This window comes from Halovivax limisalsi (assembly GCF_023093535.1).
GTDB lineage: Archaea > Halobacteriota > Halobacteria > Halobacteriales > Natrialbaceae > Halovivax > Halovivax limisalsi.
Genome location: NZ_CP095757.1, coordinates 2786673 through 2800017, shown reverse-complemented (window position 1 = coordinate 2800017; position 13345 = coordinate 2786673). Strand labels below are relative to the sequence as shown.

Genomic DNA, 13345 nt, shown 5'->3' with positions numbered 1-13345 from the left:
ACGCGCTGCCCCGTCGGTCGAGGCCGCCCCCGAGCGCGGCCGGTGGGCGGCCAACGAGCAAATACGAACGGTCGACACGTTCGTCCGTGCGCGCGGTTTACTGGATCGAGTACCCGGCGGCGAGTACGAGCAGGAACACCATGAACACCGAGAGGCCCATCGTGTAGGAGACCGAGCGGGGCTCGTCCTTGAGATGCTGGAAGAACCCGGCGATGAGCAGGACCTTGATCAACGCCAGTACCAGAATTCCGCCGATTGCGAGATCGTGCGGAATGGCTGATATCTCGGTGAAGAGGAACTTGCCGGTGCCGGCTGCCAGCAACAGCGCGTAGATGATGGTGTAGTTCCTGACGCTCGTCATTGCTGTATCGTCGGTGAGGCGGTCACTTATAGCTTCCTCATGCGAATCGTCCGGTCGTCTCCCCCGTCGAATGTAACGCCGACCGGTCGCATCCGGGGACGCCGATCGGAACCGATTGCGTGGGGCCCGGGTCGTCAGCGATTGCCAGCCGAGCCAACGTGGACGGGTGTGAGAGAGAGAACGCTGTCCTGCTGGCCCTGAATCCGCGAGCGAGACGCTGATCGATCGCACGGACCGGTCGTCGGATACTGATCTCGTATCGGGAACCCGAAAAATCGAGCCCGTCCGGGTCTACAGGAGGTAGAACAGCGGGAAGAGGATGACCCAGACGATGTCGACGAAGTGCCAGTAGAGGCCGAAGTACTCCACGGGCCGTTCGTCTTCGAGGTAGGCGCCGATCGTGTAGACGCGATAGAGCATGAACCCGCCGACGAGCAGGCCCAGAATCACGTGCAGCGCGTGCAGGCCCGTTGTGACGTAGTACAGCGAGTACTCGAGGCCGTGGAACCAGTAGTCGCCGTCGGCGAACTTGCCGGTCCACTCCCAGGCCTTCACGCCCATGAACGCGAACCCGAGCAGGATCGTGGCCCCGAGCGAGGCCATCAGCCCCTTCTTGTTCGAGCGTTCGGCCATCACGAGTCCGAGGATGACCGTGAAGCTCGAGGTGAGCAGGATGTAGGTGTTGAGCAGTCCGGCCCAGGTGTACTCGGGAATCGGACTGAAGTTACCCCAGCCGGCCCAGATGCGCATGAAGAGGTACGCGCCGATCACGGCACCGAAGACGATGACGTCCGAGGCGAGGAAGAACCAGACGCCCAGCTTGGTCGTGCCGATGTTCTCGAACGGCCAGCGCTCGGCGATCTCCATCGTCGGCGCGTGGAACTGCTCGCGGCCGAACTGGAAGAGCGAGATCAGCATGAGGCCGATGCCGCCGACGAAGAGCCCGCCGAAGACGTAGTTTGTCGTCGTGAGGGCCGTCGATTCGCCGGTCGTGCTCTCGATGACGGATTCGGCGGAGACGGACGGCGCGGACAGGCCGTCGGTGCCGAGGTGGGCGATAATCTCGTCGCTGAGGAAGTGGACCACGATCTCGTTCATGCCGGAGAGGCCGATGAACATCACGAACGTGCTGAAGCCGATCAGCATCGGCCAGATGCTCGCGTGGTCGGCGTGTACCGCCCCGTGGACGTCCTCGGCCTGGTCGTGCGCCACGGCTTCGTCGGCCGTGGCCGTCCCGCCGTCGGTCGCCGCGGGTCCGCCGTCGGTCGCGGTGTCGGCCGTCGTGGCGTCGTCGACGAACTCGAGCTTGCCGGTGGCGTAACTCGGTCGGCCCGGCCAGTTGTCGAGCGGCGGCGGCGAGGGGATCGCCCACTCCGCGGTGCGGGAGAACTTCCACGGGTTGTCCGGCGCCTTCGGGCCGTAGACCAGACTCCAGGCGAAGTTGGCGAACAGGAGCAGGAACGAGAAGCCGAAGACGTAGGCTCCGACCGTCGCCGCCTGGTGCCAGATCTGGTCGCCGACCGGGTAGTGGAAGACGCGTCGCGGCGTCTCCCATGTGAGGAACATCGGGAAGTACAGCAGGTTGAATCCGACGAAGTAGGCCACGAAGTGGAGTTTACCCAGGAACTCGTGGTACATGCGGCCCGAAATTTTGGGCCACCAGTAGTAGAGCCCGCCGACGAGCGCCGTCACGCCGGCGACCATCACGTAGTGGAAGTGCGCCACGACCCAGTAGGTGCCGCGGAACTCGTAGTCAAGCACGACCGCGCCGAGGAAGACGCCGGTGATCCCGCCGAGGATGAACAGCACGAGCGCGCCCAGCGAGAACAGGAACGGCGTCGTGAACCTGACCCGGCCCTTGACCATCGTGTAGATTAGCGCGAAGACCATCAGGTCGAACGGCAGCGAGATGCCGATGGTCGTCGCCATGTAGAGCGTCTTGACCTCGAGGTTGATCGTCGTCAGGAACATGTGGTGCATCCAGACGAGGAACGACTGGACGGCCACGAGGATCATCGCGATGATGATCCACTTCCGGCCGACGAGGCGCCGACCGCAGAAGGTCTGGAACGCCTCGAACATGATCCCCAGCGCGGGGAAGAAGACGATGTACACCTCCGGGTGGCCGAAGAACCAGAAGAGGTGCGCCCACAATAGTGAGGAGCCCTGGTCGGTCGCGAAGTACTGCGTGAGCATCACGTGGTCGGTGACGAGCAACAACAGCGCCGCCAGCAAGGCGGCGAACGCGAAGAGCATCATCCAGACGGTCAGCAGCCACGACCAGGTGAAAAGCGGCATGTTCCACAGGCCGAGCCCCTCCGCACGCATGCGGTGGATCGTCGTGAGGAAGTTGACCGTCCCGAGCGTGATCGAGAGGACGAACATCGTCAGGGCGATGAGCGCCATCGTCCCGCCGATGGTCGGTTCGCCGGGTGCCGGCGGCGTGTACATGGGGACGTTCAGCGGGGCGTAGATCGTCCAGCCGCCGCTCCAGGAACCGCCCATGAAGAACGAGATGAACAGCATGACCCCCGAGAAGAGGTAGAACCAGTACGAGAGCGCGTTCAGTCGCGGGAACGCGAGGTCCTTCGCCCCGATCTGTAACGGTACCAGGTAGTTCGCGAACCCGGTGGCGATCGGCGAGAGGAACCAGAAGACCATGATCAGCCCGTGCGTACTCACCGACTGGTTGAACTCGGCGTGACTGAGCAGGCCCGTGCCTCCCGCCTCCCAGAGCTGGGCCCGGAAGATCAGCGCGAGGAGTCCGCCGAGGAGGAGGAAGACGAGCGCGGTGCTCAGGTAGAGGATGCCGATATCCTTGTGGTTGGTCGTGACGAGCCAGCGCTTGAGCGATCGACGGGGCGGAAGGTCACTCATCGATCGACACCTCCCGCGGCGATCCGGTCACCGGATCCAACGCGTGCACTTTCGTTGCCCGATCCAGCGTCGGTCTCGTTGCCCGAGCCGGCGTCGGTCTCGTTTCCGCCATCGGCTGTGGTCTCGTTTCCACTACCGGTGTCAGTCTCGTTACCGGTGCCCGTATCACTCTCTCCATCGGTTCCGTCCTCCGATTGCTGTTCCGCGATGAGGTTCTCGAACTCGTCCGGCGAGGCGTCGGCGGCCAGGTCGCCGTCTTCGATCGCACTCGCGAGGTCGCCCACGGCCTCTGCTTCGACCGCCGCGTCGTACAGCGACGCTTCGACGACCACCAGGTTCGACCCCATGGCGCTGTGGCCGGGTCCGCAGAGTTCGAAACACTGGACGGCGTTCTCGTAGTAGCCGGGCTCGCTCGGCTCGAACCAGGTTACGTCGTATTCACCGGGGAGCGCGTCGGCTTTTACCCGTTCCCTCGGTATGCCGAACGTGTGCCAGACGTCGTTCGAGGTCACGTTGACCTGCACCGGTCGATCGGCGGGCACGACGAGGTTCTGCGCGGTGGTGTATTCGGTGTCCAGGTAGTCGTAGTTGTAGAGGAACGTAAACGCCGAGGCCTCGACGTCGATCTCGACGGCGTTCTCGTCGTCGAGCTGGTCCGGTCCCTCTTCGACGTACAGCAGCCAGCTGTAGGTCCAGATGATCAGCGAGACGACGATGATCGCGCTGACGATGAACGAGAGGAAGAGTTTTCGGCCGCCCTGCCCGCCCACCGGTAACTCCCCAAGTACGGGGCGTTTTTCGGGCGTCGGATCCTCGATGTGTTCGGCGTCGCGATACTTGTACGCGTTGTACATGATGTACGACACGACGACGATACCGACGATCGTCCCGAGTCCGAGAAAGACCAGGAAGATCAACTCGAACACGTCGGCGCGTGTCGCTTGCATCGGAGTCACTAATTCGGCGTAAATTGTATTCACCTCGGTTTATCGGGGCTTCTTATCGGACGATGTCGACCGGGTATACTTATCTATTTGGGAACGGTCCGACGACGGCCTCCCAGCGTCGCTCGAGTGCCGGCCCTCGTCGGGATCGCCGGCCATTCCGCTTGTCCACGGACGTCACTTCGAGGGCCAGCCCTTGGTTCTATCGTTCTCGCTCCGACGGTCGTATCGGTAACGCCGAATTCGTTCGGGTAACCGTCCGTTGCACCTCGGGCCTTCCGAGCGTGACGTTGCGACGACCGCAATCGCGCAGCGATAGTCGACCGGCCCTCGATGCGACGAACCCGACCGACCTGCTGGACGACGCGTTTCTTTAAACCTTTATGCGGGCCCGATGAACGCCCCGGTATGGCAGAGCCACGTATTCTCATCCTTGGAGCGCCCGGGGCCGGAAAGGGGACGCAGAGTGCGAATATCGCTGAGGCGTACGACGTCGAGCACGTGACGACGGGGGACGCCCTGCGAGCGAACAGCGAGATGGACATCTCGCACCTCGACGTTGCACACGACACCCCGCGCGAATTCATGGACCGCGGCGAACTCGTCCCGGACGAAGTGGTGAACGAAATCGTCGCGCAAGCGCTCGAGGCGGCGGACGGGTTCGTCCTCGATGGCTATCCGCGTAACATGGATCAGGCCGCCGAACTGTCCGAGATGACGGATCTCGACGTCGTGCTGTACCTCGACGTGACTGAATCCGAACTCGTCGACCGGCTGACGGGCCGACGCGTCTGTTCTGAGTGCGGCGCGAACTACCACGTCGAGTTCGATCAGCCCGACGAGCCGGGCGTCTGCGACGAGTGCGGGGGCGAACTGATCCAGCGCGACGACGACACCGAGGAGACCGTCCGCGAGCGACTGCGCGTCTACCGCGAGAACACGGAACCAGTAATCGACTATTACGACGAGCGCGGCCAGCTCGAACGCGTCGACGGCGAAGGGACGCCGGATGAGGTCTGGAGCGACGTGCAGGCGACGATCGACGCCGCGACGTAACCCACCGCATCAGCGAGTTCGACCTGCTGGCGTATTCGATTCCTGTGGGGTGAGAACGGATCCGGTCTATTCAGGAGATTTCGATGACGCCCGGCCCGGACGTAATCGTCGGGCCTGGCGGGTCGTAGTCGTCGCTATTGCTGACGACGGTCGGAGAAACACCCGATTTGTCGATTCGGTAGTCCTCCAGGACCCCGTCGAGATCGATGTAGCGCCCGCCGCCGTCGATCTGGACGACGCCGATGACGTCGTTGTAGTTCGGATCCATCGAACTATCATCTCGATAGTTCTTCACGATATCCCAGGCCGCGAGGTTCAGTTCCGTCTGATTGTCCGTGTAGAGGTCGTACGGCCCGTCGTACTCGTGTTCGTACTCGTCGATCAACTGTTCTCGATCCATCGTCGCCTCCATCATGAACGCGAAGTCGTTCTGTCCGAGCTGGAGGTGATTATTTTCGAGCGTGATGTTGTTTGTCCCGTCCTCGAAGACCTCCTGGACGCTTCGCTGTCGCGGATAGCCCGGCGGAATGTCGGGCACGTAGTTGCGCTCGGAATCCCGCGTCATGACGAAGCCCGAATCCGAGGTCGCGACCCCGTCGTTCGTGTCGACGGTGGTGGGCTCGCCGTAATAGTAGCTGGGACAGTCGTAGTGCCAGTCACCATCGGCCTCTTTGTAGACGATGTTCTCACTGCTGAAGTGGTTGTTCTGACACTGCCATCGCGTGGCCTCGATCGTCACGGATCCCGACGTCATGTTCGTCTCGAAGTCGTACACCTTCCGCTGGGAATCATAGGTGTTGAGATCGTAGTCGTCCATCGTTTTGCCGTCCGGCGTGTAGTGGGGCTGGTCGAGCGGAATTTGTTCGACCGTGCCGTCCGGCTTGAATCGATAGCGCTTGTCGCCGACGACGGCCGAGGCGGTCACCGGATCCCAGTATTTGTCGTAGTAGCCGCTCCAAGTTTCGCGCTCGTTGGAAATCTCGGTCCCGATAATGCTCACTCGGACCTGCGTCGGTTCGGTGACGATGACCTCACCCGGATCGCCCACGACGCCGTCCTCGATCCGGAACGTGCCCGATCGGGTACAGGCGTCGGGGTAGTTCGAACACACCGTCGCGGCGTCGCCCTCGTTGTGCAACTCGAGCGTGTAGGTGTAGTTGGCGTCGGGCAGCACGCTCTTGTTGAGCGAATACTCGAGCGTCGATTCGTTCCAGGGCCCCGTCGAGAGCGTGTGCTGATAGGTTTTGACCGGATCCGGGAGTTCGTCGCTGTCACTATCGAGGGTCAGGGTCGTATCGATGGGCGCTTCGACTTCGCCGACGTTGCGGACGTCCGCGGTGATGTTGACGAAGGGCTCATCGATCGTCCGGGCGAACGACTCGATGCGATAGAGGGCTTCGTCCGGGAAGCTCAGGTAGAACGATCCCTGTGCGGATCCGTCGCTCGTCGAGACGGTGTACTCGTAGTTATCGTACGCGTCAACGTCGAGCGTTTCCGGGCTCGGCGAACCCGACGGAATCCGCTCCGTCCCGAACGACACTTTCTTGGTGACCGATTCCCCGGGGTTCAGGGTGCCGGTCGAGACGGTTTTCGTTCCGTCGTCGGCTTCGGGCACCTCGAGAACGATGGTTTCGGACCCGGACGCGGTACCCGTATTCGTCACGGTGACGTTGACGGCGAAGGCCTCGTCGGGTCCGTAGGGAACGGCCCAGTCGGCTGGGGTGACGTCGGTCACCTCGAAATGAGGCTGCTGTGGTTTCGCGTTCTGGATGGTGACGGTCGCCGTCCCTGCGGTGGCATCGTCCGCGACGGAGACGTTACTGTACGAATCGGCGTAGAACGCCTCACGGAGGTGTACGGCCCAGCCCTCGTGATAGCGGCTCTCGACGGTGATCTCGATATCGCGGTACGGTTTCTCGAGCGCAGCGGCGAGCTCGTCGCTCGCGGCGGTGGAGCGTTGCTGGTCGTGACGCATACGCGTGAACTTCCCTCCCGGCCGTGATTCGGTCATGTTGAGAAAACCGAGATCGAGCGACTGGTTTTCGAGGGAGTGACCGGAACCGAATCCGAACCCGACGTCGGGGGCCCGGTGAACGGTGACCGAGCCGTCGCGCAGCAGAAAGACGCCGCCGCTCTGATAGCCGACGGTTCGACTGTCGAGGTCGTACTCGAAGGCGCCCAGTTTGTCGATCGTGACCGTTTCGAGCGCGGCCCCGTTCTCGTCGAGCAGTCTGATCGTGACGGTGCCGTCGTCGGTGAACGTCGAATCGCACGGAATCGACTCCAGTTTGTCCGCACGCAGCAACGTCTCGACGCTGTGATCAGTCCGATCGAGGCAGTCGAGCGCTCGTTCGGTTTCCGATTCGGTCTCGAGCGCGTCGATCATAATCACTCCCGACGACGCTACCACTGCGGCGCCGACGAACACCATCCCCAGTAGCAGGATGATGCCGACGACGGGCGTCACCCCGTGGTCGCCGCTTCGATACCTGCCGCTACCGCGACTAACTTCGAACCCCCGGTCCCCCATATTCTATCGTACTATTGCGCCTTCAATCTAAAAGAGTATCGGCCGAATGCCGATTCAATCCGAATCAAAATAAATAATATCGGTCCCTATTTTCAACAGCAAAAATTACATGTGGTAATGGTTGGGGTCAATTGGATTCCCGACTAGCGCTCGACGCCGTCTCCGCAACACTGGCTGGCTCCGTTCCGACAGCGAACGGCTCCGGTCGGTGCCGGTCACCGGTCGCCTCCGGACTTAGCCGATGATCAGTTCGCCGGACCCGACCTCGACGGAGGGGCCGGGATCGATCGTCTCGTCAGAGTCGGCCGGATCGCCGGGTCCGAAGGGCGCGTCGAGTCCGTTTCCACCGTCGAACGTCCCCCGGAAATCGTACGGTTCCGGGTCCATCGACTCGACGTCGACGTGGACGAGCATGTCGTTGAAGTCGGGGTCGTTCGGGCAGTCGAACGCCTTTTGCCAGTACTCGTCCGGTGAGACGGACGGATCGACATAGCAACCGGTGCCCGTCATGCCCGGGTAGTGAGTCAGTTCGAAGACGAAGATGTACTCGTTGTCGTCGAGGTCGAGTTCCGCCGAGCCGTCGGGCAGTTCGGTGACATTGATATCCACTTCCGGGCGTTCGAGGAGGTCTTTCGCACTCTGCTGTATCTCGATACCGGGATCGAGTTGCGGCAGGACGTTGTCCTCTTGACTCAGGACGCGGACGTTCGTCTTCTCGGCACCGGCGTCAGCCTCGATTTCGACCAACGGGTCGTACTCTAACCCTGTTGGACAGTCGTAGTGGTGATACAGCGTCGAACCGATCGTCGTCGAGTCGCTGTACTTGTGCCCGCCGTAGCTGTTCGGGCCGCCGTACGAACACGTGTAGTACGATCGGGCCTGGAACAACAAACTGACGCGCTCTTCCGTCGTGAAGGAGTGCGAAAAGATCGTTCGGTGATCGTCCCACCGGTTGAGGTTTTGATCGTGCCACGGGACGCCCTCGACCCGCTCCGCCGGGCCGGTCGGGTCGATCGAGTCCCCGACGAAGTCGCCCGACTCGACGGGCTGGGTGTAGATGCTGCCAAACGCGGCCCCCCAGCGCACGTTGTTGTTCGCGTCGGCCTCGGTCCCGATCTCGGTCCCCAGCACGGAGACGTTGACGTTCGACCCGCCGGGCAGTATCAGTTCCGTATCGCCGACGTCGGGGCCGTTCTCGTTGGCGAATGTCCCACCGTCTTCACCGTCGGGATCCGTATTGTCGACCGCCGAGACCGTAAAGTCGTGTTCGGCGCCGAGCAGCGACGTGCTATTGATGGTCCACCTGACTGGTGCGGATGCACCGACCGTCCGATCGACGGTGAAGGGGTCCATCTCGGTCAGGTTGTACGGATCGTCGAAGTCGTACTCCGGGAGCTCGAGCGAGAGCGCGATCTCGCCGTCGGTCGCGTTCGATCCCCCGGTGTTCGTCACATCCGCCTCGATCACGATTTGTTCGTCCGGCCCTGGCGATGCCACGGCGGACCGTTTCGTCGCGGACGCGTTCGTCACTTCGAGGCGCGGGCCGGCGGACTCCGCGACGAAGAACGACCCCTCGGATTTCAGACCAGTCCCATCCTCGACCGTGATCGTATAGTCGTAGGATTCGCCGGTCGAAAGCCCGTTTATCTCCCCGTACGGGACGTCGAAGGTGACGTTCTTCGAGTCGCCGGGTGCGAGGTCGTCGACGGTCGTCTCCCGATCGATGCCGGCACCCAGTACGTCGAACTCGACGGACGTCCCGCCGATCGTGCCGCCGACGTTTTCGATCTCGGCCGTGAACTCGACGGTGTTTCGACCGGGCGCGCCCCCGGGCGGGGTGATGACGTGATTCGAGACGAGGCTCCCCGAGAGGCCGTGGTCGGCCGCGACGACGAACGACGCCGGCTCGCGTTCGTACAGATCCGAAACGTCGACTCTGACGGCGCGGTTGTCGTCCACCCTCGGGAATTCGTCGAGGTCCGTCGAGACGTCCGCCGACCCGTTCGTCATCGCCCGCTGGAAGTGTTGTTTCCAGCCCCGGTGATAGGAACTCTCGACGACGATCGTCAGGTTCGAATACCCGCGTTCGTACGCCTCGCGCTGGGCTCGCTGGATCTTCGCCCCGATGGTGCCGTCCCTGTTCCGATCCAGACGCTGTGGCCCCGACGAGCCCGGTCCGTCGTCGATCGCGATGACGTCGGCGCGCAACTCGTCGGCGTACTCGAACGGCGGCGAGGCCATCGGTCGAGCGTAGCCGTCGGCGACCGTCCAGGTACCGCCGCCTTGATACGCGTACGTGCGCGCGTCGTTGCCGAACTCGATCGCGCCGAGCGGATCGACGTGGACGGTCGTGTCAGCGTAATCCGCCGGAAGATCCGTCGATCCGCCGGTGTCGTTGTGCCAGACGAGATAGAGCTGACCGTCCGGGACGTACGTCCCGCCCTCGCAGGGCACTTCCTCGGCCGTGCTGTAGGACAGCGCCGTCGAAGCGCGCTGATTCGTCTCCTGCAGACAACTCCGAAGCTGTTCTCCCTCCGAGTCCGTCTCCAGCGTGTCCATCAGCGCCATGCCGGAGACGCCCAGCACGACCGCTCCGGCCGCTACCATCCCGAACAGGAAGATGACGCCTACGACCGGCGACACGCTCCGCCGGTGCTCGTCACTCCTGTCGGTACTCGTCCCCCGTTCGAACCCCCGATCCCCCATGTTCATTCAACATATGGGCCTTCGAAGTAAAAGACTATCGGCTATCAAGGCACATTGAAAAAAGAAATAGGGGTGGTAAGATTAGATTGCAATATCGGTGGTGGGTCGCCGTGGCGAATACGTCAGTGCGACCGGTGTCCGCTCGAGATGAGTTCCGATAGTGCTGACGAGCCGCTGGCTATCGGACTTTGAGCGACCGCGAAAATGAGGGGAGTTCGGGAAGTCGAGCGCGTTACCAGATGATCAGTTCGTCGGAGCCGACGCCGACCTCGGGCGGCTGGTAGTCCGACCCGTCGTCGTCACCGCCGTCGCCGGGGCCGAACGTGGCGGTGTTCCCGTTGCCGTCGTTGAAACGACCTTTGAATTTGGGACTCTCTGGATCGTTCCGGGTGATGTCGACGTGGACGAGCATGTCGTTGAAGTCCGGGTCGCCATCGCAGTTCAGCGCTCTATCCCAGTAGTCCTCGGGATCCATATCTTCAGGGAAGTCACAATTTTCGTCGGGATGCCCGTCGCCCGGTTCGTGAGATAGTTCGAAAACGAACAGGAATTCGTTTTCGTCGAGATGGATTTCCGCGGACCCGTTTTCACGTTCCGTGACATTCACATCCACTCCTTCTCGATCCAATAATTCCTTTGGGGTGTGTTGTACTTCGACACCCGGATCGAACTCAGGAAGAATGTTATTACGCTCGTTGAGGACGCGTACATTGGTCTCCGGGTTGTTGGGATCCGCTGATGCTGTAATCCATTTTTCCTCCTCCTCTCCAGTTGGACAGGAATAATGGGCATGCGTTCCGTCGGAGCCCACTTGCTCGTACGAGCCACATTCTTCGTACGATTGGCCCTCAACCATCAGTCTAACAGATTCACTCGTGGTGAAGTTGTGCGAGTAAATGGGGAGAGGGTCGTCCCACTGGTTGAGGTTCTCATCGTGCCATTCGACGCTTGGAACCGGTTCGGGGTTCGTCTCGCCCTCTGTCTCTTGGCCACCGATTTGTAGTGAATCGCCTTGCTGGATCGGTGCAGTATACAACGTAGCGAAGGTCGGTGCCCAGTCGACTCTATCCTCCCATCCATACGGATTCGTTCCGAGTTCCGTCCCAACGACCGAGACGTTGACTTCCGTGTTCTTGGGAATTTCGAGATCGCTCTCACCAGGGGCGACGCCGACACCGTCACCGATAGTGAACGATCCGGATACGGATTCGGACGATCCCAGGGCAGTGAGCGTGAAGTCGTGGTCGACGGTGAGCAATTTGGTTTTATTCACCTCCCAGGATACCAGGGCGGATTCACCGACATCCCGAGTGACGTCTTCCTTCTGTGGGCTGTAAGCGTCTTCGTACTCGTCGGCCTCGATGTCTAGCTTCAGTTTACCGTTAGTGGCGTTCTCTCCGCCCGTGTTCGTCACCTTGGCCGAGATGGTAAGGTGCGTGGCACCCGGGTTAGTATTTGTTTGTAAATCTGTAACCTCCAGATACGGACCACTCTCCTCCGCGAGGAAGAACGAGCCCGTCGCTTTGAGCGCGTTCTTGCCGTCGATCTGGTAGGTGTAGTCGTAGGACTGACCGGTCGTCAGATTATCCCTGAGGTTACTGTACGTGAATTCAAACTCCACCGACTTACTCGAATCCGCGTCTAGATCGGTCACGGATTTCGTCTCCGTGACAGTCCCGTTGTCGATGGATAACGTCACGTCCGTGTCGCCGGTCTGTTCGCCGACGTTTTTCACCTCGGCTTCGAAGGTGGCCGTGTGATTCGGGGTACCGGCGTTGGAACCGTTGCCGGCCGGTTTCACGATGTGGGGGTCCTTCACCGCCGGCCCGTCGAGTCCGCGATCGGCCTCGACGATGAACCGGGCCGGATCTGGATCGAAGACGCCGGCGACATCGACTCTGACGGTCGAATTGGAGTCGAGGGGCAGGTCGGAGACGTTCCGCGAGACCGTCACCGAACTGTTCGTCATCGTCTCCTCGAAGTGGCGTTCCCAGCCCTCGTGATAGTCGCTCTCGACGGCGATCGTGAGGTTCCTGTAGCCCTGCTCGTAGGCCCGCTGGCTCGCGGCCTCGATCTCGGCCGCGAGCGCCCCGTCCGGATTCCGGTTCAGTTTGCGCAACTCGTCGGCGTTCGTGTCCTCGTCGATCGCGATGACGTTCGCGCGCAACTCGTCGTCGTACTCGAACGGCGGTGCGGTGAGCGCCCGGGCGTAGTCGTCGGTACGTTCCCAGATGCCACCGGCCTGGTAGGCGTACGTTCGATCGTCTGTCTCGAATTCGAGCGCGCCGAGGGTCGCATTGACCGAGGTGTTCGCGTACCGCGATGGGAGGGTCTGCCCCGACGTCGCGTTTCCGTCGTGCCAGATCAGGTAGATCTCCCCGTCGTCGACGTACTCGCCGCCCTCACACGGGAGTTCCTCGACGTTACTGTAGGTCAGGACGGTCGAGATCCGCTGATCGGTCTCCTGCAGACAGGTCTCGAGTTGCTCGCCCTGCGATTGGGAATCGAGCGAGTCCATCAGCGCCATGCCCGAGACGGCGAGTACGGTCGCCCCGACGAAGACCATCCCGAACAACAGGATAATGCCGATAATTGGGGAAACGCTACGGTGTCGCTCCCCGATCGATCCACTTCCCCCGACGGATGGTTTCCCGCCCTCGCTCATGTTGCCATCCTCTACAGACTCGGATACTATAATATTATCTTATCTAACCTTATCAGTTAATATTCTAATTCTTGTGGGCGGTTTTTACGCCCTCATTCGGGGAAGACGCCCTATTAATTTGGTAAACCAAATGTGGGCGAGGTTCCACCTGGATTAATAAAAGTAGCGGCCAGATTGATTCGCCGAATCGGTGTCGAACTGGCGTC

At 61.6% G+C, this 13345-nt stretch carries 7 protein-coding genes; 1 reads left to right on the top strand and 6 read right to left on the bottom strand.

Annotated features, from left to right (window positions below):
• Positions 1-97: 97 nt before the first annotated feature.
• From MXA07_RS13030 to coxB, 3 genes are all read right to left on the bottom strand, one after another.
• Positions 98-361, bottom strand: coding sequence for a cytochrome C oxidase subunit IV family protein (locus MXA07_RS13030; RefSeq protein WP_247729031.1), 264 nt, complete (start codon positions 359-361; stop codon positions 98-100).
• Between the two features lie 291 nt (positions 362-652).
• Positions 653-3238, bottom strand: a complete 2586-nt coding sequence (locus MXA07_RS13025) for a cbb3-type cytochrome c oxidase subunit I (RefSeq protein ID WP_247729030.1) — start codon at positions 3236-3238, stop codon at positions 653-655.
• Positions 3235-4185 carry a cytochrome c oxidase subunit II gene (gene coxB, locus MXA07_RS13020; protein WP_247729029.1) on the bottom strand — a complete coding sequence of 317 codons (951 nt, stop codon included), beginning with the start codon at positions 4183-4185 and terminating at the stop codon, positions 3235-3237. The genes MXA07_RS13025 and coxB overlap by 4 nt, the downstream gene beginning before the upstream one ends.
• Positions 4186-4590: 405 nt before the next feature.
• Between coxB and MXA07_RS13015 the strand changes: the two genes are divergently transcribed.
• Positions 4591-5238 (top strand): adenylate kinase, encoded by a 648-nt coding sequence (locus tag MXA07_RS13015; RefSeq protein WP_247729028.1) that lies wholly within the window; start codon positions 4591-4593, stop codon positions 5236-5238.
• A 70-nt stretch (positions 5239-5308) separates the two neighbouring features.
• Here the strand turns inward: MXA07_RS13015 and MXA07_RS13010 are convergent, their stop codons facing one another.
• The 3 genes from MXA07_RS13010 to MXA07_RS13000 form a co-directional block, all read right to left on the bottom strand.
• A complete protein-coding gene (locus tag MXA07_RS13010; RefSeq protein ID WP_247729027.1) occupies positions 5309-7768 on the bottom strand; it encodes a DUF7289 family protein in 2460 nt (819 codons plus the stop codon).
• Between the two features lie 234 nt (positions 7769-8002).
• Positions 8003-10474 carry a DUF7289 family protein gene (locus tag MXA07_RS13005; protein ID WP_247729026.1) on the bottom strand — a complete coding sequence of 824 codons (2472 nt, stop codon included), beginning with the start codon at positions 10472-10474 and terminating at the stop codon, positions 8003-8005.
• Between the two features lie 232 nt (positions 10475-10706).
• Positions 10707-13139 (bottom strand): DUF7289 family protein, encoded by a 2433-nt coding sequence (locus MXA07_RS13000; protein WP_425492158.1) that lies wholly within the window; start codon positions 13137-13139, stop codon positions 10707-10709.
• Positions 13140-13345: the final 206 nt, after the last annotated feature.

Bases quoted from the DNA above. Each gene is read 5' to 3' on its own strand.
- MXA07_RS13010 (WP_247729027.1), bottom strand. From the start codon at position 7,768: ATGGGGGACCGGGGGTTCGAAGTTAGTCGCGGTAGCGGCAGGTATCGA.
- MXA07_RS13025 (WP_247729030.1), bottom strand. From the start codon at position 3,238: ATGAGTGACCTTCCGCCCCGTCGATCGCTCAAGCGCTGGCTCGTCACG.
- MXA07_RS13000 (WP_425492158.1), bottom strand. From the start codon at position 13,139: ATGAGCGAGGGCGGGAAACCATCCGTCGGGGGAAGTGGATCGATCGGG.
- MXA07_RS13030 (WP_247729031.1), bottom strand. From the start codon at position 361: ATGACGAGCGTCAGGAACTACACCATCATCTACGCGCTGTTGCTGGCA.
- coxB (WP_247729029.1), bottom strand. From the start codon at position 4,185: ATGCAAGCGACACGCGCCGACGTGTTCGAGTTGATCTTCCTGGTCTTT.
- MXA07_RS13015 (WP_247729028.1), top strand. From the start codon at position 4,591: ATGGCAGAGCCACGTATTCTCATCCTTGGAGCGCCCGGGGCCGGAAAG.
- MXA07_RS13005 (WP_247729026.1), bottom strand. From the start codon at position 10,474: ATGGGGGATCGGGGGTTCGAACGGGGGACGAGTACCGACAGGAGTGAC.